This window comes from Sphingomonas sp. PEI4, from assembly GCF_056679955.1.
Genome location: NZ_CM155258.1, coordinates 1,223,636 through 1,247,185 on the forward strand (window position 1 = coordinate 1,223,636; position 23,550 = coordinate 1,247,185).

General features: G+C 64.2%; 19 protein-coding genes and 1 pseudogene. 11 read left to right on the forward strand and 9 right to left on the reverse strand.

All coding sequences use genetic code 11. The features are described from left to right. Positions 1–7 precede the first annotated feature (7 nt). Complete coding sequence (locus AC1MLZ_RS05455) at positions 8–562, reverse strand: fasciclin domain-containing protein (RefSeq protein ID WP_480960739.1); 555 nt, start codon at positions 560–562, stop codon at positions 8–10. A 463-nt stretch (positions 563–1,025) separates the two neighbouring features. On the opposite strand from AC1MLZ_RS05455, the gene crtI reads away from it, so the two are divergent. Continuing rightward, a complete protein-coding gene (gene crtI / locus AC1MLZ_RS05460; protein ID WP_480960740.1) occupies positions 1,026–2,690 on the forward strand; it encodes a phytoene desaturase family protein in 1,665 nt (554 codons plus the stop codon). Positions 2,691–2,710: 20 nt separating this feature from the next. On the opposite strand, the gene AC1MLZ_RS05465 is transcribed toward crtI, so the two are convergent. From AC1MLZ_RS05465 to AC1MLZ_RS05475, 3 genes are all read right to left on the reverse strand, one after another. Continuing rightward, positions 2,711–3,670, reverse strand: coding sequence for an NAD(P)/FAD-dependent oxidoreductase (locus AC1MLZ_RS05465; RefSeq protein WP_480960741.1), 960 nt, complete (start codon positions 3,668–3,670; stop codon positions 2,711–2,713). A 59-nt stretch (positions 3,671–3,729) separates the two neighbouring features. Then, positions 3,730–4,155 carry a fasciclin domain-containing protein gene (locus AC1MLZ_RS05470; protein WP_480960742.1) on the reverse strand — a complete coding sequence of 142 codons (426 nt, stop codon included), beginning with the start codon at positions 4,153–4,155 and terminating at the stop codon, positions 3,730–3,732. A 458-nt stretch (positions 4,156–4,613) separates the two neighbouring features. Then, positions 4,614–5,282 (reverse strand): glutathione S-transferase family protein, encoded by a 669-nt coding sequence (locus AC1MLZ_RS05475; protein WP_480960743.1) that lies wholly within the window; start codon positions 5,280–5,282, stop codon positions 4,614–4,616. Between the two features lie 116 nt (positions 5,283–5,398). Between AC1MLZ_RS05475 and AC1MLZ_RS05480 the strand changes: the two genes are divergently transcribed. The 3 genes from AC1MLZ_RS05480 (at position 5,399) to AC1MLZ_RS05490 (ending at position 8,141) form a co-directional block, all read left to right on the forward strand. After that, positions 5,399–6,295, forward strand: a complete 897-nt coding sequence (locus AC1MLZ_RS05480) for a LysR family transcriptional regulator (protein WP_480960744.1) — start codon at positions 5,399–5,401, stop codon at positions 6,293–6,295. Between the two features lie 205 nt (positions 6,296–6,500). Continuing rightward, a complete protein-coding gene (locus AC1MLZ_RS05485) occupies positions 6,501–7,118 on the forward strand; it encodes a GXWXG domain-containing protein (protein WP_480960745.1) in 618 nt (205 codons plus the stop codon). 426 nt (positions 7,119–7,544) lie between these two features. Next, positions 7,545–8,141, forward strand: a complete 597-nt coding sequence (locus tag AC1MLZ_RS05490) for a TetR/AcrR family transcriptional regulator (RefSeq protein ID WP_480960746.1) — start codon at positions 7,545–7,547, stop codon at positions 8,139–8,141. Positions 8,142–8,271: 130 nt separating this feature from the next. On the opposite strand, the gene AC1MLZ_RS05495 is transcribed toward AC1MLZ_RS05490, so the two are convergent. From AC1MLZ_RS05495 to AC1MLZ_RS05505, 3 genes are read right to left on the reverse strand one after another with little or no spacing between them, the layout of a single operon-like run. Beyond that, a complete protein-coding gene (locus AC1MLZ_RS05495; RefSeq protein WP_480960747.1) occupies positions 8,272–9,831 on the reverse strand; it encodes an efflux transporter outer membrane subunit in 1,560 nt (519 codons plus the stop codon). Positions 9,832–9,837: 6 nt separating this feature from the next. After that, positions 9,838–13,041 (reverse strand): efflux RND transporter permease subunit, encoded by a 3,204-nt coding sequence (locus AC1MLZ_RS05500; RefSeq protein ID WP_480960748.1) that lies wholly within the window; start codon positions 13,039–13,041, stop codon positions 9,838–9,840. A gap of 6 nt (positions 13,042–13,047) precedes the next feature. Then, positions 13,048–14,238, reverse strand: a complete 1,191-nt coding sequence (locus AC1MLZ_RS05505) for an efflux RND transporter periplasmic adaptor subunit (protein ID WP_480960749.1) — start codon at positions 14,236–14,238, stop codon at positions 13,048–13,050. Between the two features lie 102 nt (positions 14,239–14,340). Between AC1MLZ_RS05505 and AC1MLZ_RS05510 the strand changes: the two genes are divergently transcribed. Then, positions 14,341–14,949 carry a TetR/AcrR family transcriptional regulator gene (locus AC1MLZ_RS05510; RefSeq protein WP_480960750.1) on the forward strand — a complete coding sequence of 203 codons (609 nt, stop codon included), beginning with the start codon at positions 14,341–14,343 and terminating at the stop codon, positions 14,947–14,949. Positions 14,950–15,021: 72 nt separating this feature from the next. Here AC1MLZ_RS05510 and AC1MLZ_RS05515 read toward each other — a convergent pair. Further along, positions 15,022–15,436, reverse strand: a pseudogene (locus AC1MLZ_RS05515) (transposase); the annotation flags it as partial. A gap of 440 nt (positions 15,437–15,876) precedes the next feature. Between AC1MLZ_RS05515 and AC1MLZ_RS05520 the strand changes: the two are divergent. After that, the gene (locus AC1MLZ_RS05520; RefSeq protein ID WP_480961469.1) at positions 15,877–17,100 is read left to right on the forward strand and encodes an NAD(P)/FAD-dependent oxidoreductase; all 1,224 of its coding nucleotides are present in this window, start codon (positions 15,877–15,879) and stop codon (positions 17,098–17,100) included. A 239-nt stretch (positions 17,101–17,339) separates the two neighbouring features. On the opposite strand, the gene AC1MLZ_RS05525 is transcribed toward AC1MLZ_RS05520, so the two are convergent. Continuing rightward, complete coding sequence (locus tag AC1MLZ_RS05525) at positions 17,340–17,981, reverse strand: TetR/AcrR family transcriptional regulator (protein ID WP_480960751.1); 642 nt, start codon at positions 17,979–17,981, stop codon at positions 17,340–17,342. Positions 17,982–18,054: 73 nt separating this feature from the next. On the opposite strand from AC1MLZ_RS05525, the gene AC1MLZ_RS05530 reads away from it, so the two are divergent. The 5 genes from AC1MLZ_RS05530 to AC1MLZ_RS05550 all read left to right on the forward strand — a co-directional run bounded on the left by AC1MLZ_RS05530 (position 18,055) and on the right by AC1MLZ_RS05550 (position 23,510). Next, positions 18,055–19,182 (forward strand): acyl-CoA dehydrogenase family protein, encoded by a 1,128-nt coding sequence (locus AC1MLZ_RS05530; protein WP_480960752.1) that lies wholly within the window; start codon positions 18,055–18,057, stop codon positions 19,180–19,182. Between the two features lie 18 nt (positions 19,183–19,200). Further along, a complete protein-coding gene (locus AC1MLZ_RS05535) occupies positions 19,201–20,391 on the forward strand; it encodes an acetyl-CoA C-acyltransferase (protein ID WP_480960753.1) in 1,191 nt (396 codons plus the stop codon). Positions 20,392–20,497: 106 nt separating this feature from the next. Beyond that, positions 20,498–21,298, forward strand: coding sequence for an enoyl-CoA hydratase/isomerase family protein (locus tag AC1MLZ_RS05540; RefSeq protein WP_480960754.1), 801 nt, complete (start codon positions 20,498–20,500; stop codon positions 21,296–21,298). Beyond that, entirely contained in the window at positions 21,298–22,452 is a 1,155-nt protein-coding gene (locus tag AC1MLZ_RS05545; RefSeq protein WP_480960755.1) for an acetyl-CoA C-acetyltransferase, read from the forward strand. Before AC1MLZ_RS05540 ends, AC1MLZ_RS05545 begins: the two co-directional genes overlap by 1 nt. After that, the gene (locus AC1MLZ_RS05550) at positions 22,449–23,510 is read left to right on the forward strand and encodes a CaiB/BaiF CoA transferase family protein (RefSeq protein ID WP_480960756.1); all 1,062 of its coding nucleotides are present in this window, start codon (positions 22,449–22,451) and stop codon (positions 23,508–23,510) included. The genes AC1MLZ_RS05545 and AC1MLZ_RS05550 overlap by 4 nt, the downstream gene beginning before the upstream one ends. Positions 23,511–23,550 lie beyond the last annotated feature (40 nt).

Here is a 23,550-nt window from a genome sequence, read left to right on the forward strand (position 1 = left end):
ACATGCCTCACGGCATGAGCACCGTGTCCACCACGTGGACCACACCGTTTGACTGCATCACGTCTGCCGTCGTCACGGTAGACTTGCCGCCCTTGGCGTCGGTCAGCACGATCTTGCCATTCGTAACGCGCGCAGTGAGCGCCTCACCCTGCACGGTGGTGAGCGTCGCCTTGCCGCCACCGGCCTTGATCGCAGCCAGCGCATCCTTCGCGGTGATCTTCCCCGGGACGACGTGATACGTCAGGATGCCCGCAAGCTGCGCCTTGTTCTCCGGCTTCAAAAGCGTCGTCACCGTACCGGCAGGCAGCTTCGAAAAGGCCGCGTTCGTCGGTGCGAACACCGTGAACGGGCCGGGACCGGACAGCGTCTCGACGAGATCTGCGGCCTTCACAGCGGCGACTAGCGTCGTCAGGTTGCTGGCGGCGGAGGCATTCTGGACGATGGTTTTGCTGGCATACATGGCGGCGCCGCCAACCTTCGGGTTAGCCGCGACCGCGATAGCCGGCACCGCAACCGACAGTGCGAGGCAAACGCCCAATGTGCGCGCGATCCGTGATGTCATATTGGTTCTCCTAGCATCATACATTCCCGTCTGCCGGCCACCGACAAGCGTTCGGGATCCTGAAACGACAGGCCTGAGGGGTAGTCACAGTGCCTTTTCGGAGCGCACAATCACTCACCATCAGCCCCGACGCGGTCTCGGCACTGAGCGTTGGTCAGGCAATACGGACTAAAGGACGTGTCCCTACCTATCGAGAGTGCGGTGCGCGCGCCCCAACCCGCTGCTGGGCGAACATAAAGCGACGCAATGCTGACCGGCACAGGATACGGCCCAAGGTCCGTATCGTGACGCGATTGGCGAAAGCGTAGCGCGATAACTCGGCACTTACGCCCCCACTGGCACCGCCCGGACGTTTTAGTCGTTCGCCACCCTTTGTACTGCATCCGAAGTCATCGGGCGGGATCGAAAGACCGCTCGTAGAGTGCCGCAGATCCTCTACCGACTCCCAGGAAAGACGACCGTCATGACTCGCCAGCGCGCTATCGTAATCGGATCGGGGATCGGCGGCATCGCATGCGCGATCCGCCTGCAGAGCCTCGGCTTCGACACGCAGATCGTTGAGCAACTCGGCGATGTCGGCGGCCGCGCCTATGTCCGCCGCGTCGACGGCTTCGTCTTCGACATGGGGCCGACCGTGCTGACCGTCCCGCATTTTATCGAGGAGCTGTTCTCGCTGGAGCGCGACGCGGCGATGCTAAACGAGCCAGACTTTCCGCCATCGGTGTTGGCAGAGGGCAGCCGCGTTGTATCGGGCGCCAGCGGCGGCCCCAATACGCGCCGCTATGTCGACATCGTGCCCATCCTGCCGTTCTACCGGATCTATTTCGACGACGGCAGTTTCTTCGATTACGACGCCGACCCGGTCAACGTGCGGGCGCAGATCGCGCGGTTGGCACCCGAGGATCTCGACGGCTACGAACGCTTCCACGAAGCTGCGCGCGCAATCTTCGAGCGCGGCTTCCTCGAACTCGGCTATACCTATTTCGGCTCGCTCGGCTCGATGGTGGGCGTCCTTCCGGACCTGTTGAAGCTCGGCGCGATCCAGCCGCTGTTCTCGCTGATCTCGAAATACTTCAAGAGCGACAAGATGCGGCAGGTATTCAGCTTCGAACCGCTGCTGATCGGTGGCAATCCGCTGAAGGTCCCCGCAATTTATGCTATGATCCATTTCGTCGAAAAGACCTGGGGCGTGCATTTCGCGGTCGGCGGCACCGGCGCGCTGGTCGCGGCGATGGTCCGCAAGTTCGAGGAACTGGGCGGATCGGTGCGGTTGAACGCCAGGGTCGATCGGATCGAGGTCGAGAAGCGCGGCCGCAAGCGCGTCGCGACCGGCGTGACGCTGGCGAACGGCGAAACGCTGGCGGCGGATCTGGTCGTCTCGAACGCCGACTATGCGACCACTTATCTCAAGCTTGTCGACAAGGCGCATCGGCGAGTCAATCGCGACGCGCTGGTCAAGTTCCGCAAGCAGAGCATGTCGCTGATGGTGATCTATTTCGGGTACCGGATGCAGGACGGCGACCCCGACCTGCGGCACCACAACATCATCCTCGGCCCGCGCTACGAGGAGCTCCTGACCGACATCTTCGAGCGCAAGATCCTCGCCGATGATTTCTCGCAATATCTCCATATCCCAACGATCACCGACCCCAGCCTCGCTCCGGCGGGGCATCACGCGGCGTACACGCTGATTCCGGTCCCCAACAACCAGAGCGATATCGACTGGGATGCGGTCGGCGAAGGCTTTGCCGACATGGTGCTGACGTTCCTCGACGAACGCGGCTATATTCCCGGCCTGCGCGAACGGATCGTCCATCGCAGCTTCGTGACGCCTGACTATTTCGAAGAGGTACTGGGGTCGCATCTCGGCAACGGCTTCGGGGTCGAACCACGGATGACGCAGACCGCGTTCTTCCGGCCGCACAACCGGAGCGAGGATGTCGCGAACCTTTATCTGGTCGGCCAGGGTACGCAGCCGGGCGGCGGCACGCCCTCGGTGATGATGTCCGCCAAGATGACGGTGCGCGAAATCGCGCGCGACTTTGCGATCGATCCGCGGATCGTCGGCGGCGTGCCGTCGGAGGTCGGCGATGATCGACCGCTGGCGATGGGGCTGGCCGCGGTTTGAACGGCCCCCCGCGGCGTGCGCTACACGGCTGCCAGCATCTGCTCGGCAAGCTGCCGCCCGGATAGCCACGCACTCTCGATACGCGGTGCGATCAGCCAGTCGCCCGCGGCACCGATCCGATCGCTACCGCTCCACAGACAGCCGAGGTCGGTGGCCGTCGCGCGTGCATAGCGCCACCGATGCCCGGCACGAACGATCGGCGTAGGCATGTCGGCGCCGCAGTGCTTCGCCAACGCCGCGAGCAAGCGATCGACGACGGTATCCGCCGGCTCTTCGAGATGCGCAGCCGACCATGCTGGCGTCGCCTGCACGACCCAGGCTTCCGGGCCCGCTCGTCCGGGCTTCGCGCTGTTACGCGCGGCCCAGCCGATGATCCCTGCGTCCCTGATCACGTCGCGCGCGATCGCCAGTGGATGGTCGAACGCAAGCATCGCCGTCCAGCACGGCGTCGAACGACAGGCGAGCGCCTCGCTCGCCATCGCCGGATCGTGCGGCGCGAGCAATGCCGCCGCCTGTTCGGCGGGCGTCGCGACGACGACGGCGTCATAGGTCTCCGTCAAAGATTCGGTCGCCGGCGCCTCGACCCGCCACCCTTCGGGCGTATTGCGGATGTCTGTGACGCGGTAGTTCCAGTGGACCTTGGATTGCGCAGCGAGGTGCTTGACGATCGCGCTCATACCATCGGTCCCGACCCACGCGTGTTCGCCGGCAGCGGGCCAGCGTGCGACCACCCCAGCGGCTTCCCAGCCCTGCATGGCCTCGACGAACGCGGGATCGCGCATCGTCAGATACTGGGCACCGTGATCGAAGGCGACCTCGCCGCCGGGCCCCTCGCCGCCGGGCACCGGGACCCGCCGCGTCGACATCCGTCCACCGGCACCACGCCCCTTATCCAGCACCGTGACGTCGCAGCCATGCTGCTGGAGCCGTAGGGCGCAGGATAGACCTGCAATGCCCGCACCGACGATCGCAACCTTCACGCATATCTCCAACCGATGGCACCGGGACATTGCTGCCCCGGCACCGGATTGTACAGGCCTCAGCCGGTCGGCAGCAGCACCTTGTCGATCACGTGGATTACACCGTTGGTGCAGGCGATGTCGGCGGTCACCACCTTGGCACCGTTGACGGTCACACCGTCGGTGCCATCGACATGGACCGTCGCGCCGCCTGCGGTTTCCGGGTCGAGCACCTTGCCGCTCACGTCCGCCGCCATCACCGTACCGGGCAGCACGTGGAGCAGGAGGATCTCGGTCAGCTTGGCCTTGTTCTCGGGCTTGACCAGATCGTCGACGGTGCCGGCCGGCAGCGCGGCGAATGCGTCGTCCGACGGCGCGAAGACGGTGAACGGCCCCTCGCCCTTCAGCGTGTCGACCAGCCCCGCGGCGCCGACCGCGGCAACCAGCGTCGTAAACGAGCCCGCAGCGACGGCGGTGTCGACAATATCATGCTTGGTATCGGTCATCTTCTTCGTCCTGAATCAGAGCAAAATAGCGCTTTTGCCAAGTTTCAACCGGCGCCACGACCCGCCGCGGCTGTTGTTAGGGGCCGGAAGATCGGAAGTCGTCGCGCCATGTCGTCGTTCGGCGCCCCCCTCATTCCATCCGGTCAAGCGATGCGCGATATGACCTTTCGGTCGTATAGAAATCGACGTCGTCCATCCCACGTACTATCTGCCTCCAAGAAGGCGCTGCAGCTTTTCCACCACGCACGCGCCGCGGGAACCGACGATACGGAGCGATGTTTTGCCGCCACGTGCCGTTCCACTCGACCCACAAACTGCCGTTCAGGACCAGATTGCCGCTTCCTCAAACCGGACGATCATCCATCTTAGAGATGGATGCTCGACTTCCAACCTACGTTCTCTGCAGTAGTGGCGCAGGCATGACGCCAGTCGGCTCCAAGGACGCCGGCGCCACGCTGTCAAAGCTTAACGCCGGCCGCCGCCAGCGCACCGTCGATGCGCTTGTCGACCTCGCGCTTCGTCGCCGCCCAACCTGCAACCTCGGAAAGCAGGCGCTGCTGCCAGGCAACCAGGTTTGGGAAGTCGTTAAGCGGGATCTTGGTCCGCTCGTTCTGCGAGAACGGTCCGGCGATGTCGAAGTCGGCCAGTGTCAGCCGGTCACCCACGATGTAGTCGTGCTTGGCGAGATGGGCGTCGAGCACCGCGGCAGCCGCGTGGATCTTGTCGGCCGCCAGTTTGACAATGGTCTCGTCCGCGGACTGGTCCATGAACTTCTTGCCGAGCACCTCGTCGAAGGTGAGCGTCGCAAAGATGCGCCACTGCTCACCCGACCAGAACATCCATTGCAGGACCTGAAACCGCTCCTCGGTGGTGCTGCCTGCCAGATCGCTGCCCACTTTCTCGGCGAGGTAAAGATTGATGGCCGCGGACTCGTAGAGGACGAAGTCACCGTCCACCATCACGGGGGATAAACCATGGGGGTTCAGCTCCAGGAACTCGGGCGTGTGACTCTCGCCCTTGAAGAGATCGATGTTCACAATCTCGATGTCGATGCCCATCGCGGCCGCGGCTGCGGTCACGCGGCGGCGGCTGCCCGAACCGGGGTCGCCGTAGATCTTGATAGCCATTGCAGGGACGCTTTCTCTTCTCTGGGGTTGGGAATGAGTACCGTGAGACGAAAGATAGGTCTTCAGCGAGATGCAGTGTATCTATCCAAATTGGAGAACATCTATCCGAAATTCGAATGAGTGATCGCTGGCAAGAGATGAGCGTTTTCGTCCGCGTAGCGGACAGCGGCAGCCTCTCGCGCGCCGCGCGCGAACTGAAGCTGTCACAGCCCTCTGTATCGCGGCTCGTCGGCATGCTGGAGGCGCGACTGGGCACGACGCTGCTGCTACGCACCACCCGCAGTCTTTCGCTGACCGACGCCGGCGCACTTTATCTGGAGCGCGCAAGACGCCTTCTCGCCGAGATGGAAGAGGCCGAGCAGGCGACGCGAGGCTTGGACTCACTTCACGGCATCATCCGGCTCGCAATGCCGCTCATGTACGGCACGCGAGCGATCATCCCAGCGCTGGCGCCGTTCTTGGCCCGCCATCCCGACCTGAAAGTCGAGCTGGCCATGAGTGACGTGCGCCAGAACCTCATCACGGACGGCGTCGACCTCGCCATCCGCATCAACGTAGGGCCTTTGGACGACTCCACCTTCGGCGCGCGTAAACTCGCGTTGGTCGAGCGAGTGGTGATCGCGGCACCTGCTTACCTCGCCGCCCATGGCACGCCTGCTAAGCCGGGGGACTTGATCGGCCACGACTGTATCCTTCAACATGGCTCGTTCGGGAGCGAGAGTTGGCGTTTCCGGCACAACAAGATCGTCACTTCGGTCGATGTGCATGCGAGGCTTTGGATCAACTCGGCCCCGGGTGTCTTGGCGGCCACAGTCGCTGGCCTCGGCCTGTCCCTCGGCACCAGCGTCATGGCGGGAGAGGAACTGCGCTCCGGCCAGCTCATACAGCTGCTCGAAGAGTACCAGCTCGACCCGGCTGAGGTATTCGCGATCTTCCCGGCCGGCCCGAGGCCTTCCGCGAAGGTGCGAGCGATGGTGGATCACCTCGCAGCATCGCTCGGCGCGGCGGCTTGAGCAGCACTGCGGGGCATCGAGACCCAGAAGTGGACGTCGAGCTTCGGCTGAGAGCTTCCCGGTTCTGCCGTTCGTTCAGCTTTTCAGTTGTGGCTTGGTCGGGCTGCTTGCGAACTGACGCTCTTACCGGCGACGATCCGTTCGGAGAGCATCTTTCAGTTCGCGGGACCTTGGATCCGGCATAACACCTGCGCGTTCTGGCGGAATGAACCTTACAAACGAAAGGCAAACGCGGCGCGAAATTCCAGGTGTCACGACTTCACCCGACACGGGCCTGCTGGCGTGCTTGGAACAGCTGGAGCGCGACGGCGCCGACTTGACCGAGGTGTTAAGATTCTTCGATGCATTGCCCGCAGTCCCGCTCGAAGCAATGTTCGGTCGCTGGCGCGGCGCCGGCCTGCATACCGGCCATCGTCTCGACGGTATGCTCGAGGCGTTCGGGTGGTACGGCAAGGCATTCGCGGACCGGGAGAACGTCCATCCGCTCCTTTTCCGTCACGGCAGCCACGTGATCTCCATCGACCCGCGGTGGCTTCCGGTTGCGCTCACTGGCAGGCTGCAACTTCAACACCGTCCCTCGGCTGTTGCCGCGTTCAAAGTCGCGAAGTCCATCATTGCTACCAAGAGCCCGACGGCACGACTGCGTCAGGCTTCTTCCCGCGGCGTGCCGACGGCAGCTATGGTATACGACCAGCAGCCGATTATCGATTTCTTCCGCGCGGTCGCGCCAGGCGTCGTGCTGGGCCTGATGGATTTTCGTGGCCACGCTCCGTTGTTTTTCACGTTGAGAAGGGTCGGCGACCCGGAGCCGTTGCAAGACTAAGCCGCCAGATCCAGAAGGTGTGGCTCTCGCGGCCGCGCCGGATCGATGCGATCTGATCGTCGCGACCAGCGGTGTACGGCCCCATCGACCTTAGTGCCGCTTCGTGGGTATTTCGCGTTCCTTCTGCTACGACGCACAAGCGGACGCTCACGCCCCGCCCCCCGCTTCCCAACTTCGGACGCTGGTTCATCTTCGCGATAAGCCCGGTTTCGAGGCCGGCTATCCTCTTGCGAAGGTCGTGCGACCCCAAACCGACGTCAACGGACAGAGAAAAGCCGCAAGGAGGGGCAGTTCCCGACGAGCCTGCAGACAAGCTCGGCCGACCATCAGCTCGGAGGCGGACAAAACGATCCCGCGGCAGAACGCTTGCTCGCTGACCGTCAGCGTGCGACGCGGCAACGCACGTTCTCGCGAGGATACCACTGAATGAAGACGGGCAGACGAGACGGCATTGCGCGAAATCGAATACTCGACGCAGCCCGACGCCTGTTCGCAACTTCCGGATTTCATCAGACGCCGGTCGCTAAACTTGCATCCGAGTCGCACGTGAGCGTCGGCCTGATCTATCGCGAATTTTCGGACAAGGAAGAACTCATCTGCGAGATTTCTCGTATGGACATGGAGCGAAGAGTCGAGGAGATCGATCTTCTGATCGATGAGCTTTCTCAGAAGAGGCGACCAGTCTACGAAAGCCTCTGTACATACGTCGAACATTCGATGAATGGACGTAACAGCGCACTTTCCTATGACATACTAGCTGAAGCTCGGCGTAATCCCGTAGTCGAAGCGCACGTTCATAACGTGCGGATGCGGATGCGGACACTGATCCAGGCTGCGGCAGCGTTATCGAACCAATGTGCGCGACACACGCTACGACCGGCAGTCGAGGAAGGCTTGCTCCCCTTTCTTCTGGCGATGAGCTACCAGGCGCTGCCGCGCGAGCCCGCTCTGCTATCGGGGACCGCGGAGGAGATAGCACAGTCCATCGTCGACGCATTGCGGCGTCCTGAACCGGGCGGATGAGGCGCATTCGCGCGGGCATGCGCGCGGCTCATGGATCAAGGCCCGCGCCGGCGTTCGCGGATCTATCCCAGTTCGTTGATCCCGAAGGCGGAAGAGAGCGGCCAAGGCGCGGATCGACGACCCGCAACGATCATCGCGCGGAAGGATCGTTCCTTGGCAGATCATCCTCCGACAGCCCTCCACCGAGGGAGCGGTAGAGCTCCACCAGGTTGTTTCCCCTGGTCAGTCGCGTCGTCACCAGCTGCTGTTGCGCCGCGTAGGCCGTGCGTTGCGAATCAAGCGTCGTCAGGAACGACTCCACGCCAGCTCGGTAGCGGGCATCGGATATGCGCAGAGCGACCGTCGCCGCTTCCACACGCGCTGTCTGAGCCGAGATCTGCTCGTCGATGGTGCCGCGCTGGGCCAACGCGTCGGCTACCTCCCGGAACGCGGTCTGCACCGAACGCTCATAGGTCGCAACCGCTGCCTGCTGCTGCGCTCGTGCCGACTGCAGATTACCGCGCAACCGTCCGCCATCGAACAGCGGCAGCGAGACCGAAGGCGCTCCGGTATACGTAAAGCTTCCACCGGCGAAGAGCCCGCTCAATGCCGAACTAATGGTCCCGAGTGTTGCCGTAAGCGAGATGTTCGGGAACATTGCCGCTCGGGCCGCGCCGATATTGGCGTTCTGCGCGATCAGCTGGTGCTCAGCCTGAAGCACGTCCGGACGACGCAACAGCACGTCCGATGCGATACCGGCCGGAAGCACCTGCAACGCGGCTGTGCCGGTTCCCAGGCCCTGCGGCAGCATCGTGCTCGAAACAGGTGCACCGACCAGCAGATCGAGCGCGTTCTTGTCCTGCGCCAGTCGCGTCTTCAGCATGGCAATGTCATTGCGCGCGGCTTGATAGGTCGTCTCGGACTGCCGCGCCTCGAGTTCGGACGCAACGCCGATGCGGAATTGCGCCCGGGTCAGCTCCAGCGACTGTTCGAACGACTTGAGAGATTCCTGCGAGATCCGCAGTTGGTCCTGGTCCGACGCATAGGTGAGCCAGGCCGTCGCGATCTCCGCGATAAGACTGATCCGCGTCGAACGCTGCGCCTCCTCGGTTGCGAAGTACTGCTCGAGCGCCGCACGGCTGAGGTTGCGTACCCTGCCGAACAGGTCGAGTTCAAAAGCCGAAAAGCCGACGTTGACGGAGTAGAACTCCAGATTGGATGAGGATGATCCTACGCCGGCGCCGATGCCGGCCCCGCCCGTTCCTGTTCCTGCTCCAGATCCAGCCCCCGTTCCGGTCCCGGTCCCTGTTCCTGCCCCAGTCCCACCGCCCGCTGCGCCGCCGAGCGCACCTGCGGCGCCTTGGATGTTGTTCGTGTAGGTTCCCGACCCCGACAGAGAGGTCGACGGCACCAGATCGGCGCGCTGGATGCGGTACTGCGCTCGGGCTTGGAGCACGTTGGCAGCCGCGATGCGCAGGTCGCGATTGTTCTCAAGGCCGATCGCGATCGTGTTTCGCAGTCGCTCGTCGGTGAAGAACGTTCGCCAGCCGATCCTGCTTATGTCCGGCGCGTCAGTCGCAGCCACCGGATACACGCCGCCCTGCGGTAGCGCCGCCGGAACCTCGCCGACAGGACGCACATATTTCGGCGCCAGGTTGCAGCCGGCAAGCGCCGTAACTCCAAGCAGACCGAGGACAATCTTGCTGTTCATCACCACTCAAGCTCCCTGCGGCGCGGGACTGGGCCCACGCTCGCCGTCATCATGCCGGTCATCGCCGTGTGGACGATCCTCGATCGCCGGCTCGGCAGCCCCGTCATGGCCGAACAACCGCATGACGACGATGAAGAACATCGGCACGAAGAAGATCGCCAGCACCGTCGCCGACAACATGCCGCCAACCACCGCGCGACCGATCGCGTTCTGTCCGCCGGCGCCCGCGCCATTCGAGATGGCCAACGGGAACACACCGAAGATGAAGGCCAAACTGGTCATCAGGATCGGCCGGAGTCGGAGCTTAGCCGCTTCCACTGCAGCGTCGAAGGCGTTCAGACCACCCCGCATCCTCTCTTCGGCAAACTCGACGATCAGGATGGCGTTCTTCGCCGACACACCGATCGTCGTGATCAGGCCTACCTGCAGGTAGATATCGTTGTTCAGCCCAGTCAAACTCGCTGCCAGCAACGCACCTACGATGCCGAGCGGAACGACCAGCATGACCGAGATGGGAACCGACCAACTCTCGTAGAGCGCAGCTAAACACAGAAAGACGATCAGCAGCGACAGACCGTACAGCGCTGGCGCTTGCCCTCCAGACAGCTGCTCCTCATAGCTGAGCCCGGTCCAGTCTAGCCGGGTACCCGGCGGCAACTTGGCCTGCATGTCCTGCATGGCTTTCAGCGCGGCACCCGACGAGACGCCCGGAGCCGGCTGACCGAGTATCTCCATCGAAGGTTGACCGTTGTACCGCGTCAGCTGCGCCGGTCCTTGGTGCCAGGAAACGTCGGAAAAGGCGGTGAACGGCGCCATGTTTCCACTCGCGCCGCGAACATACAGGTCGCCGATGTCTTCGGGCGCCATGCGATAGGCTGCATCGGCCTGGATGTAGACGCGTTTGACGCGACCACGGTCGATGAAGTCATTCACGTATGAGCCGCCCCAGGCCGTTGCGATCGTGCTGTTCACCGTTGCGAGGTCGAGGCCGAGCGCGCCCGCCTTGTCTTGATCGACGTTCACCTTCAGCTGCGGTGCATCGTCCAGTGCGTTGGGACGAACGCCGACGAGCGACTTGTTCTGCGACGCCATGCCAAGCAACTGGTTACGAGCAGCGAGCAACTTGGCATGGCCGAGGCCGGCTTCGTCGACCAACTGGAGGTCGAAACCGGTGGCGTTCCCGAGTTCCTGCACCGCCGGCGGAATGACCGCGAAGATCAGGCCGTCGCTGTAGCGCGCAAACGCGCCCATCGCCCGGCCGACGATCGCTTGCGCCTTGTTTGCGGCACCTGGACGGTCCTTCCACTCCTTCATCGGGATGAAGGCGATGCCGCTATTCTGCCCTTGGCCGGCGAAGCTGAACCCGTTGATCGTATATACGCCCCGGATCGCATCGCCTGCATCGCTCAGGAAATGATCACGTACGAGATCGAGCCCCTTCTGCGTGCGGGCGGTCGTGGCGCCCGGAGGCCCCTGCACCAGTGCGATCATCACGCCCTGATCCTCATCGGGCAGAAAGCCTGTGGGCAACCGCGTGAAGAGGAACGTCATGCCCACCACGATCAAGGCATAGGCGATCAGCGAACGCTTCCAGCGGCTAGCTGTGGAGCGTACGCCGCGCTCGTACCGGACTTGGCCGCGATCGAACTTGTCGTTGAACCAACGAAAGAAGCGCGCCAGCGGACCATTGCCCTGCCCCTTGTTCGGGTTGTGCGGCTTGAGGATGGTTGCGCACAGAGCTGGCGTCAGGATCACCGCGACGGCAACCGACAGGACCATGGCCGAGACGATGGTGATCGAGAACTGGCGATAGATGACGCCGGTCGATCCGCCGAAGAACGCCATAGGCAGAAACACCGCGGAAAGCACCAACGCGATGCCGATCAAGGCGCCGGTGATCTCGTCCATCGACTTGCGTGCCGCCTCCTTGGGCGAGAGGTGCTCCGTAGTGATGAGTCGCTCGACGTTCTCGACGACCACGATGGCATCGTCGACGAGTAGGCCGATCGCCAAAACCATCCCGAACAGGGTAAGCGTGTTGATCGAATACCCGAAGGCGGCGAGCACCGCGAAGGTGCCAGTCAGCACGACCGGTACCGCGATCGTCGGGATTAGCGTCGCACGAAAGTTCTGCAGGAACAGGAACATCACCAGGAAGACGAGTACCACGGCTTCGACGAGCGTGTGGACCACCTGCTCGATGGAGAGGCGGACGAACGGCGACGTGTCGTAGGGGAAGATGACCTTCACGTCGGGCGGGAACTGCTTGGCGATCGCGTTCACACGCTCCTTGACCGCCACCACCGTGTCCAGCGCATTCGCGCCCGGCGCCAGCTTGACGCCGATGCCCGACGCGGACTTGCCGTTCCATTGCGCAGAGAAGCTGTAGTTTTCGGCGCCGATCGCCACGCGTGCGACATCGCCCAATCGCACCACCGAGCCATTGGCGTTGCTCTTCAACCGGATCTTGGCGAACTCCTCCGGCGAGGTCAGGCGCGACGAGACCGACACCGTCGCGTTCAGCATCTGCTCCTTGGGAGCAGGCTGCGCACCAAGCTGCCCGGCAGAAACCTGGGCGTTCTGCGCAGTTACAGCGTTCGTCACGTCCGCCATCGTCAACGCGAAGTTGTTCAGCTTCAGCGGGTCGACCCAGATGCGCATGGCATATTGCGAGCCGAAGATCTGGGTGTCGCCGACACCCGTCACGCGCGACAACGGATCCTGGATCCTGGAGGCGACGATGTCGGCCAAATCGTCGGCATCGTGTTTCCCATTCTCGGAGTACAGCCCGACGAACAGAAGGAAGTTCTGCGTCGCCTTAGCAACAACGATGCCCTGGCGCTGCACTTCCTGCGGCAGCAGCGGCGTTGCCGCCTGCAGCTTGTTTTGCACCTGGACCTGAGCGATGTCCGGGTCGGTGCCCTGCTCGAAGGTGAGCGTGATCGTGACGCTGCCGGACGATGAGGATGACGCGGAGAAGTAGCGAAGGTGGTCGATCCCCTTCATCTGCTGCTCGATGATCTGGGTGGTCGTGTTCTCCAGCGTCTGGGCGTCGGCACCCGGATAGTTCGCCGTGATCGACACCGCGGGCGGCGCGATAGCGGGGAACTGGGCGATCGGCAGCGTCCGAAGGGACAGGATGCCGGCGATGACGACCATCACCGCCAGGACATAGGCGAAGATCGGACGATCGATGAAATAGCGTGACATGGCTGCTTACTTCGCCTGTGCCTGCGCCTTGCCCTGTTGCGGCTGGCCGCCTTCGGGCTTGGCGTTGGGGTTCCACGGCTTGCCCTGTACTGGCATACCCGGACGCAGCATCATGCCGCCCTCGACTATGACCTTGTCGCCGGGCCTGATCCCACTCGTCACCAGCCAGTTGTCGCCGATCGTGCGGCTCGCCTGAAGCGTGCGAGGCTCGACCTTGTTGCCGGCACCGATCACCAACACGGTTGCCAGCCCCTTCTCGTCGCGGCTCACCGCACGCTGCGGGACAAGCATGCCTTTCGCCTGCGTGCCCTCTACGAGCGACGCGCGAACGAACATGCCCGGAAGGAGCAAGCCGTTGGGGTTTGGAAACAAAGCCCGGATGACCTGTGAGCCGGTGGTCGGATCAACGGTGACGTCCGCGAAGCGCAGCACGCCTTGCGGGCCATACTCGCTGCCGTCCTCCAGCTTCAGCTTCACGTGGGCGTTCCCATCGCGGGTCAGCTGCCCGTCCATGATCTGCCGACGTAACTTCAACAGGTCGGCACTGGACTCCTGAATGTCCACGTAGATCGGATCGATGCGCTGGATCGTTGCCAGCGCATCGGTCTGGGAAGCGGACACCAGCGCGCCCGTAGTGAAGATGGACCTGCCGATGCGCCCGGTGATCGGTGCTCGGATGGTGGTACGGGCGAGATCGATCTGGGCCGTTCGCAAAGCAGCCTGCTGGGCAGCGACATCCGCCCGAGCCTGCGCAGCCGTCGTCTGAGAGTTTTCGAATTCCTGGCGAGCGATGGCGTTGATCTTCACCAGTTCGCCGTAACGGCGAGCCAGCGCGGCACTGGAGGCAATCCCGGACTGCGCGCGCGTGAGAGCTGCTCGTGCACTCGCGACCTGCGACTCGTAAGGCGCAGGATCAATACGGTACAACGGTTGCCCCTTGTGGACCACGTCGCCCTCTACGAACAGTCGTTCCAGTACGAGACCGTTCACCTGAGGACGGACCTCCGACGTCTCGAACGCCGTCGTGCGGCCCGGCAGTTCCGTGGTCAACGTCACCGGCTGCTCGCTCACCGATATGTAGCCGACCGCCGGCGCAGGCGGTGCAGCCTGCTGCTTCTGCCCGCCATCGCCGCACGCCGAAAGTGCAAGCAACGCGCTTGACGCCAACACACAGCTCATCAGCCGCTTCGAGGACATGGAATTTCCCACTTGAAAAAAAGGAAGAGAGCGATCACTCACGAATGGTACCGTTACCCTTGTCGTTTCGATGCGTCAACAAGTCTACCGAGGAGTCACGCATTGTCAGTCGTAACCTGCCCCTCCCCTTCGCGCGCGGATCTACGTCGGGAAAACATCAAAGGGGTGGCGCGTCGGTTATTCATCGAGAATGGCTTCCACGCTACGGGGATCGCACTGATCGCAAAGGAGTCGGGCGTAGCGGTCCAGCAATTGTATCGCGACTTTCCTGCCAAGGAGGACATTATCGCAGCCATCGTCGAGGAGGATTGCGAACGGTACGCGGATCTGGCGACCCTAGATGCTGCGCTGATCGATCAGGATCGTCACGGCATCCGAAAATGGCTGACATCCTCGCCCTGCGGCAAAGATCAAGACGCAGATCAGTTGTTTCTCGAAATATTTGCGGAAGCATCACGCAACCCTCGCATAAACTCGATAGTTTCCAACGTCAGACGTACGATGTTTGAAAATGTAAGCCGGGCGTTTGCTGGCCTCGACGGTAGTCCCGTAGTGGGCGAACAGCATTTTCTTCTCGCTGAGGCGCTCATGATAGTGTCTAGCGGATCGATATGCGCCCGCAGCCTCAATGGAAAATCTGTCGACTTGGTCTGTGACATGCTGGTCGAACAGCTCTTGAAATACGGCATGCCAGTAGATCAAACGCCCTAATCGTTTTGATAACCGATGATTTTTTCCAGTGTGATCTCGCATCGAATACCACCTAGGGTCAGAACTCGTTGATCAAAGCCAAAAGATGACGGTGGCAGCGAGAGCGATGGCGGACAACAGGACCGTCGGACCACCTATCGTAGCGGGTCCTAACGCGGCGCTAGTGCTTCAGCCGTCCGAACATGATTTTGATACGGCTACAGCGCCTGTATCGGCTTGTCGTATTGATGGGCTCGAGCCGGGACCTCCGACCTGGGATGCACGGCTGGATGCCCTTGGCCTGTAAGGCATCCCTGAATCAGTCGGCGTCGTAGCCGCGGTCGCCGAGCAGCCATTGTGCCTTGGGCAGATCGTCCGGCAGCGCAACTGCACCGGTGTAGTCGCTGACCTGTCCAGTGATCATGAAGAAGCTGAGCGGGCGGCCGTTTGCGTCGGTCACGGGGCGACCGCGTAGATGCCGCGGGCGGGTTCGTCCTGCGCCTGTGCGGTGGTGGCGAACGAGGCGGTGGGGGCAGCGAGCGCGAGGCCGGCGAGAACGGTACGGGTCTTCAGGACTGCCTTTCGAGGAGAATGCCGGCCTTTCCGGCGGCGTCGACCCTACCAGTAGCGGAGACCGATGAAGGCCGGTTATGGAGACGGTCGAGGTTCGATGGAGCCGCTGGCGACCTCTCAAGATCGACCCGGGCAAGATCGACGCGGGCATCGCAGCCGCCGATATGGGGTGCGATCGGGCGCTGGGACGCACTCGAAATCTCCACGCGATTGAGATGCGCACGCTTCGGCTTTAGGTGAGGCAGGAGACGGGATCGTTGGAGCATGGCCGGACAGGCGGTGCTGCGGACCGACAGACCCAGGCGAGGTATTCCAATGAACGACCTGTCGCAGCACGAGACGCAGACGGCCGACGCAGGTCCGGCGGGGGGCTGGATGCTGGCCGCGGATGTCGTGATCGTCGGCGGAGGGCACGGCGGCGCGGCCTGCGCGATCGCATTGCGCAAAAACGGGTTCACAGGATCGATCTTGATCGTCGGCCAGGAGAGTGAGCACCCCTACGAACGCCCGCCCCTCTCGAAGGAATATCTTTCGGGCGAGAAGGTCTTCACGCGCATCCTGATCCGGCCGGAACGCTTCTGGATCGACCAGCGCATCGACTTCCGTCTGGGTTCGAGGGTCGTGTCCGTCGATCCGGACGCGCATGTCATCTCAACCGAGGACGGCACGACGATCGGGTACGGCTGGCTGATCTGGGCGACCGGCGGAAAGCCGCGCAGGTTGAGCTGCGCGGGGCATCATCTGGTCGGCGTGCATACCGTTCGCGACAGGGCCGATGCCGACCGGATGATCGCCGAGCTGCCGGACGTCCGCACCGCGGTCGTGATCGGCGGCGGCTATATCGGGCTCGAAGCCGCTGCCGTCCTGTCCAAGTTCGGCAAGTCGGTCGTGCTGCTCGAGGCACTCGACCGGGTTCTTGCGCGTGTCGCGGGTGAAGACCTCTCGCGATTCTTCGAGACGGAGCACCGCGCACACGGCGTCGACGTCAGGCTGGGCCAGGTCGTCGACTGCATCCTCGGCGACGACCGCGTGACCGGCGTGCGACTGGCGGACGGCACGGTGATCGATGCCGACATGGTCATCGTCGGCATCGGCATCATTCCCGAAGTCGTGCCGTTGATCGAGGCCGGGGCGTATGGCGGCAACGGCGTCGCGGTCGATGCGGCATGCCGCACCAGCCTGCCCGACATCTATGCCATCGGCGACTGCGCGCTCCACGCCAACCGCTACGCAGCCGGCGCCGCGATCCGGGTAGAATCGGTGCAGAACGCCAACGATCAGGCAACGGTCGTGGCGAAGGCGATCGCCGGCGAGGTGGCGAACTATGACGCGGTCCCGTGGTTCTGGTCGAACCAGTATGACCTGAAGCTCCAGACGGTCGGCCTGTCGATCGGCTACGACGCGACGGTGTTGCGCGGTGATCCGGCGACGCGCAAGTTCTCTGTGGTGTACTTGCGCGACCGCCATGTGATCGCGCTCGACTGCGTCGGGGCGGTCAAGGATTACGTCCAGGGACGAAAACTGGTCGAAAGCGCGGCGGTGATAGCGCCGGAGATGCTGGCGGATACCGGCGTGGCGCTCAAGGACATGGCTGGCTGACCAACCCGGCGGACAAGCCGACGATGCCGATGGCTGGCAGCTTCGCCGACCGAGAAACCATTGCCGACCGTCGAGCCCGACCACGACGATATGGTCGTGATGGCGAGCAAACAGCGATCGGCCCTCGACCGGTCAAGGCGAAGCCCGGCAAGAGCCACGCCCTGACGACGGGCGAGGTCCGCGGCCAAGACGTCGGCTGGACCTATCCGACAAAGACGATGTTCATGTCGATTAGACACTCAACGCCTTGGGCTGAGGCCCGAACACAGGAGTTCGACGATGTCGTGCGCCACCTGTTGCGCCGACATCGGCCCCTCGGGGCGAAACCAGCGTGCGGGCCAGTTCAGCGCACCGGCCAGCGTAAAGGCGGTCAGGCGAACGTCCTTCACCACCGCCGAACCATCGGCAACCGCCTCTTCGATCATACCGCGCATCGTCGCGTCGATTTCGGTCTTGAGCGCGCGGAACTGCTTGCGCGCTCCCAAAGAGAGGACTTCGTCGGGCGTGCGGATGACGCAGCGACCGAAATCGTCCATCGTCACCTCGGCATATAAACGCAGGAACGCCTTCAACCGGTCGAGGCCGCTGCCGCTGACCTGCTGCGAGCGTTCGGCCGCACCGCGCAACTGCTCGAGCCCCATGCGGACACACTCGAAGAGCACCTGATCCTTGTTGCCGAGATAGTGATAGATCACCGGCTTGGTAACGCCGAGGCTCGCCGCGACGTCGTCGAGCGACGTGGCGTGAAATCCGCGGTCGTTGAACATCCCCACTGCCGCCCGCAGCAGCGCGTCGCGTTTTTCGATGCGCAAGGCCTCGCGCGATTCCAACGATTGGAAGGGTGACGATATCGCCGGTTGGATAGCAGGACGTGCAGGCATCCGTTCATCTTGACACAGGGGCGGCGTCGGGCGCAACTACTCGCCAGTAGATGCCATACCGGATCGTACGTCCATGATACTCACCGACACCCAGATCGCGGTAAAGGACGCGATCCGTTCGTTCTCGCAGGAGCGTATCCGTCCGCACAGCGTCGCGTTCGAAGCAAACAAGGGTTTTCCGCCCGAGCTGTTCGTCGAGATGGCCGATCTTGGGCTGATGGGCATGACCGCACCCGAAGACGCAGGCGGCGGCGGAGCGGACTATGTGTCCTATGCGCTCGCATTGATCGAGCTTGCGGCGGCGGATGGTGCGCTGTCGACGGTCGTGTCGATCCAGAACAGCCTGCTCGTTTCCGGTATCCTGAAATACGGCACCGACGCGCACCGTGCGCGTTTCCTGCCCGACCTGATCGGCGGCCGGATGATCGGCGCGTTTGCGCTGACCGAGACCGATGCCGGGTCCGACGCGTCGGCGATGCGGACGCGCGCGACGCGGGTCGAGGGCGGCTGGCGGCTCAACGGCGCCAAGCAGTTCATCACCTCGGGCAAGATCGCCGGCGTGACGATGGTATTCGCGGTCACCGATCCGACGGCAGGCAAGCGCGGCATTTCCGGTTTTCTCGTGCCGACCGACAGCCCCGGCTACAGCGTCGACAAGGTCGAGCACAAGCTCGGCCAGGCCGCGTCCGACACTGCCGCGATCCGGTTCGACGACCTGTTCCTCGACGAGTCGCTGTTGTTCGGGGACGAAGGCGGCGGCTATCGTCTCGCGCTGTCGAACCTCGAAGCCGGCCGTATTGGCATCGCCGCGCAGTGCGTCGGCATGGCGCAGGCCGCGCTCGAAATCGCGATCGCCTATGCCAAGGACCGCAAGTCGATGGGACAGGCGATCATCGCGCACCAGGCGGTCGGCTTCCGCCTCGCGGATCTCGCGTCGAAGCTGGAAGCAAGTCGTCAGCTGGTGCTGCATGCTGCCGCGCTGAAAGATGCCGGCCAGCCCTGCCTGACCGAAGCGTCGATGGCCAAGCTGTTCGCGTCCGAGGCGGCCGAGACGATCTGTTCGGGAGCGATCCAGACGCTCGGCGGGTACGGCTATCTCGAGGAATACGGGCTCGCGAAAATCTACCGCGATGTCCGCGTCTGCCAGATTTATGAGGGCACGTCCGATATCCAGCGGATGGTCATCGCCCGCGCGCTCTGAACTTCACGAGGGAAGACCATGTCCGAAGATCCGATCATCATCGCCAGCTATGCCCGCACGCCGATGGGTGGCTTCCAGGGAGCGCTGTCGGGCGTCACGGCGGTTGAACTCGGCGCGACCGCGGTTCGCGCCGCGGTCGAGCGCTCGAAGGTCGATCCGGCGATCATCGACCGCATCTACATGGGCTGCGTGCTGCCGGCCGGGCTCGGCCAGGCGCCCGCGCGCCAGGCGGCACTCGGCGCAGGCCTGCCGAATTCCGTCGAGGCGACCACCGTCAACAAGATGTGCGGATCGGGCATGCAGGCGACGATCATGGCGACCGAGGCGCTGATGGCCGGCACCGTCGATGTCGTGATCGCGGGTGGCATGGAGAGCATGACCAACGCGCCGTTCCTGCTCGCCAAGCATCGTTCGGGCGCACGGATCGGCCATGATGTCGTGTCGGATTCGATGATGATGGACGGCCTCGAGGATGCCTATGAAAAGGGCAAGCCGATGGGCGCCTTTGCCGAGGAAACCGCGGGCGAATACCAGTTCACGCGCGAGGAGCAGGACGCGTTCGCGATCGAGAGCCTGACGCGCGCCAGCGCCGCGATCACGAGCGGCGGCTTCGCGGACGAGGTCGTGCCGGTAACGGTCAAGACGCGCGGCGGCGACGTGATCGTCAGCGAAGACGAGCAGCCTGGCAAGGCCAAGCCCGAGAAGATCCCCGGCCTGCGCCCCGCCTTCGCCAAGGACGGCACGATCACGGCCGCCACTTCCGCCTCGATCTCGGATGGCGCGGCTGCGCTGGTGCTGACGCGGGCGAGCGTCGCGGAGAAGTTCGGGCTGTCGCAGGAGGCGCGTATCGTAGCCACTGCAGCGCACGCCCATGCCCCGGCGCTGTTCACGACCGCGCCTGTCTCGGCGATTCGGAAGGTTCTCGACCGGGCGGGCTGGAGCGTCGAGGACGTCGACCTGTTCGAGGTGAACGAAGCATTCGCGACCGTCGCGATGATCGCGATGCGCGAACTCGGAATCCCGCGCGACAAGTTGAACGTCAATGGCGGCGCGACCGCACTCGGCCATCCGATCGGGGCCAGCGGCGCGCGCATCATCGCCACGCTGGTCGCCGCGCTGAAATTGCGCGGGCTGAACAAGGGCGTCGCGGCGCTCTGCATCGGCGCCGGCGAAGCGACGGCGGTCGCGGTCGAACTAATCCACGCATGACACACGCCCCTTCCGTTTTCCTGCGCATGCAGGAATCCAGGGTTACAGCCGATAGCGTTCGTGATCATGGGCTCCTGCGTTCGCAGGAGAACGGGGGGACGGCACGATGACCGGGCTCCGGGTCGCGCGCGACGGCGCCGTCGTGACGCTTACGCTCGACCGTCCCGACGCCGCGAACGCCATCGACATCCCGATGACGCGCGCGTTGATGGAGGCGGTGATCGCCTGCGACGAGGATCCGGGCGTGCGCTGCGTCGTGCTGACCGGCAACGGGCGGTTCTTCTGTGCGGGCGGCGACATCGCTTCGTTCGGCGACGCGGGCGAGCGACTGCCCGCGTTGCTCAAGGAGATCACCGCCTATCTCCACGCCGCCGTCGCGCGGCTCGCACGGATGGACAAGCCGCTGGTCACCGCGATCAACGGCCCGGCCGCAGGTGCGGGCATCGGTCTCGCGTTGCTCGGCGATATCGCACTTGCGGACCCTTCGGCGCATTTCACGCTCGCCTATACCGCGATCGGCATGTCCCCCGATGGTGGCACGAGTTGGCTGTTGCCGCGCATGATCGGTTTGCGACGTGCGCAGGAACTCTGTCTTCGCAACACGCGCGTAAAAGCCGACGAGGCCGCGGCGATCGGCATGGTCACGCGCGTCACAGCCGAGGGGATGCTGGCGTCGGAAGCGATGGCCCTCGCGCAGGAATTGGCCGCTTCGGCGACGACGGCGATCGGTGCTACCCGCCGGCTGTTGCTCGACGGCATGGTCGCGCCGTTCGAAGCGCATCTGGACGCAGAAGCCCGCAGCATCGCCGGACAGGCGCGCAAGCCCGAGGGCCGCGAGGGGATCGCCGCCTTCCTCGCCAAGCGCAAACCCGATTTTCCCGGATCCGATTCCCCAGGAGCAGTCTGATGGCCCATGCCTATATCGTCGATGCGTTGCGTACCCCCGGCGGCCGTCGCAAGGGCGCGCTGGCGGGCGTTCACGCAGCCGACCTCGGCGCGATCGTGCTCGATGCGCTGGTAGCGCGGACCGGAATCGATCCCGCTGCGATCGAGGACGTCATCGTCGGTTGCGTCAGCCAGGCCGGCGAGCAGGCGTTTGCGTTCGGGCGCAACATGGTGCTCGCGTCGTCGTTGCCCGACAGCGTCCCAGCGGTCACGATCGATCGCCAGTGCGGATCGTCGCAACAGGCGCTGCATTTTGCCGCGCAGGCGATCATGTCCGGCACGCAGGACGTCGTGATCGCGGCGGGCGCGGAGAGCATGACCCGCGTGCCGATGGGCTCGAACTTCCGCCTGCACGCCGATGCCGGGATCGGCGAAGGCCCGTGGAGCAAGGCGATCCTCGACCGCTACGATGTCGCCGAGTTCAGCCAATTCACCGGCGCGCAGATGGTCGCGGACAAATACGGCCTCACCCGCGAGGCGATGGATGCCTATGCGTTGCAAAGCCACCAGCGCGCGGCCGCTGCGACGGCAAGCGGCGCATTCGCGGCCGAGATAGTCCCCGTCGGTACGCATTCGCACGATGAAGGCATCCGCGCGGATGCGTCGCTGGAGGGCATCGGCAGCGTCAAGACGATCGCCGAGGGCGGCACGATCACCGCCGCCAATGCGAGCCAGATCACCGATGGCGCGTCGGCGACGTTGATCGTCAGCGAAGCGGCGCTCAAGACCTATGGCCTGACGCCGCTCGCGCGCATCCACACGCTGACGGTTTCGGCCGGCGACCCGGTCATCATGCTCGAGGAGCCGATCCCGGCGACCGCCAAGGCCTTGAAGCGCGCCGGGCTGTCGATCGACGATATCGACCTGTTCGAGGTCAACGAGGCCTTCGCCGCGATCCCGATGGCGTGGCTGAAGGCGACCGGCGTCGATCCGGCGCGGCTGAACGTGAACGGCGGCGCGATCGCGCTCGGCCATCCACTGGGCGCCAGCGGCACGAAGCTGATGGCGACGTTGGTGCATGCGTTGAAGGCGCGCGGCGGGCGCTATGGCTTGCAGACGATGTGCGAGGGCGGCGGGATGGCGAACGTGACGATCGTCGAAATGCTCAACCGATGACCGCGCTCGCCGGCCTTCGCGTGGTCGAGTTCGCCAGCATCGGACCCGGTCCGCACGCGGCGATGCTGCTCTCCGATCTCGGCGCCGAGGTGCTGCGGATCGAGCGTATCGCGGGCAATGGCTGGCCAAACCCGGTGATGGACCGCGGTCGTGCGCTGTTGCCGCTCGACATCCGTACGCCGGAAGGCCGCGACCGGGCGCTGGCGATCACCGACCATGCCGATGTCGTGATCGAAGGGTTGCGGCCGGGGGTGATGGAGCGCCTTGGGCTCGGGCCGGAGACGATGCTCGAACGCAATCCGCGACTCGTCTATGGACGGATGACCGGCTGGGGGCAGACGGGGCCGCTGGCGCAGGTCGCGGGGCACGATCTCAACTATATCGCGGTCAGCGGCGCACTGGCGGCGATCGGCAGTCCCGGTGCGCCGCCCCCGCCCCCGCTCAACCTGATCGGCGATTTCGGCGGCGGATCGATGTTCCTGGTGACGGGGATTCTCGCCGCGCTGTTCGAACGGGCGCGATCGGGACGGGGACAAGCGGTCGACGCCGCGATCGTCGATGGCGTCAACTCGATGATGGCGATGTTCGCGGGGCTGGTGCCCGCGGGCCACGTATCGATGGATCGCGACCGCAACACGCTCGGCGGCGCCGCGCCCTTCTACCGCTGCTACACCTGCGCCGATGGCCGCTACGTCTCGGTCGGCGCGATCGAACCGAAATTCTATGCCGAGCTCCTCGACCGGCTCGGGCTCCCCCCCGAACTGGCCGCCGAACAGATGAACGTGCATAGCTGGCCCGAAACCACGCGGCGCTTCGCTTCGGTATTCGTGACCAGATCGCGCGACGAATGGTGTGCGCTGCTGGAGGGGACCGACACCTGCTTTGCGCCGGTGCTCGAACTCGACGAGGTTCCCGCGCATGCCCACATGGCGGGCCGCGGCGAGATGGTGGACGGCGTCTGGCACGCCGCCCCCGCCCCGCGCCTGTCGCGGACGCCCGGGCGGGTTGCGCCGACCACCGATGGCGCGGCGCGGCTCGCGGACTGGGGTATCGGCTAAACCGGCATCGCCCCGGCGCTAGCTTGGCGGCGCCCGGTCA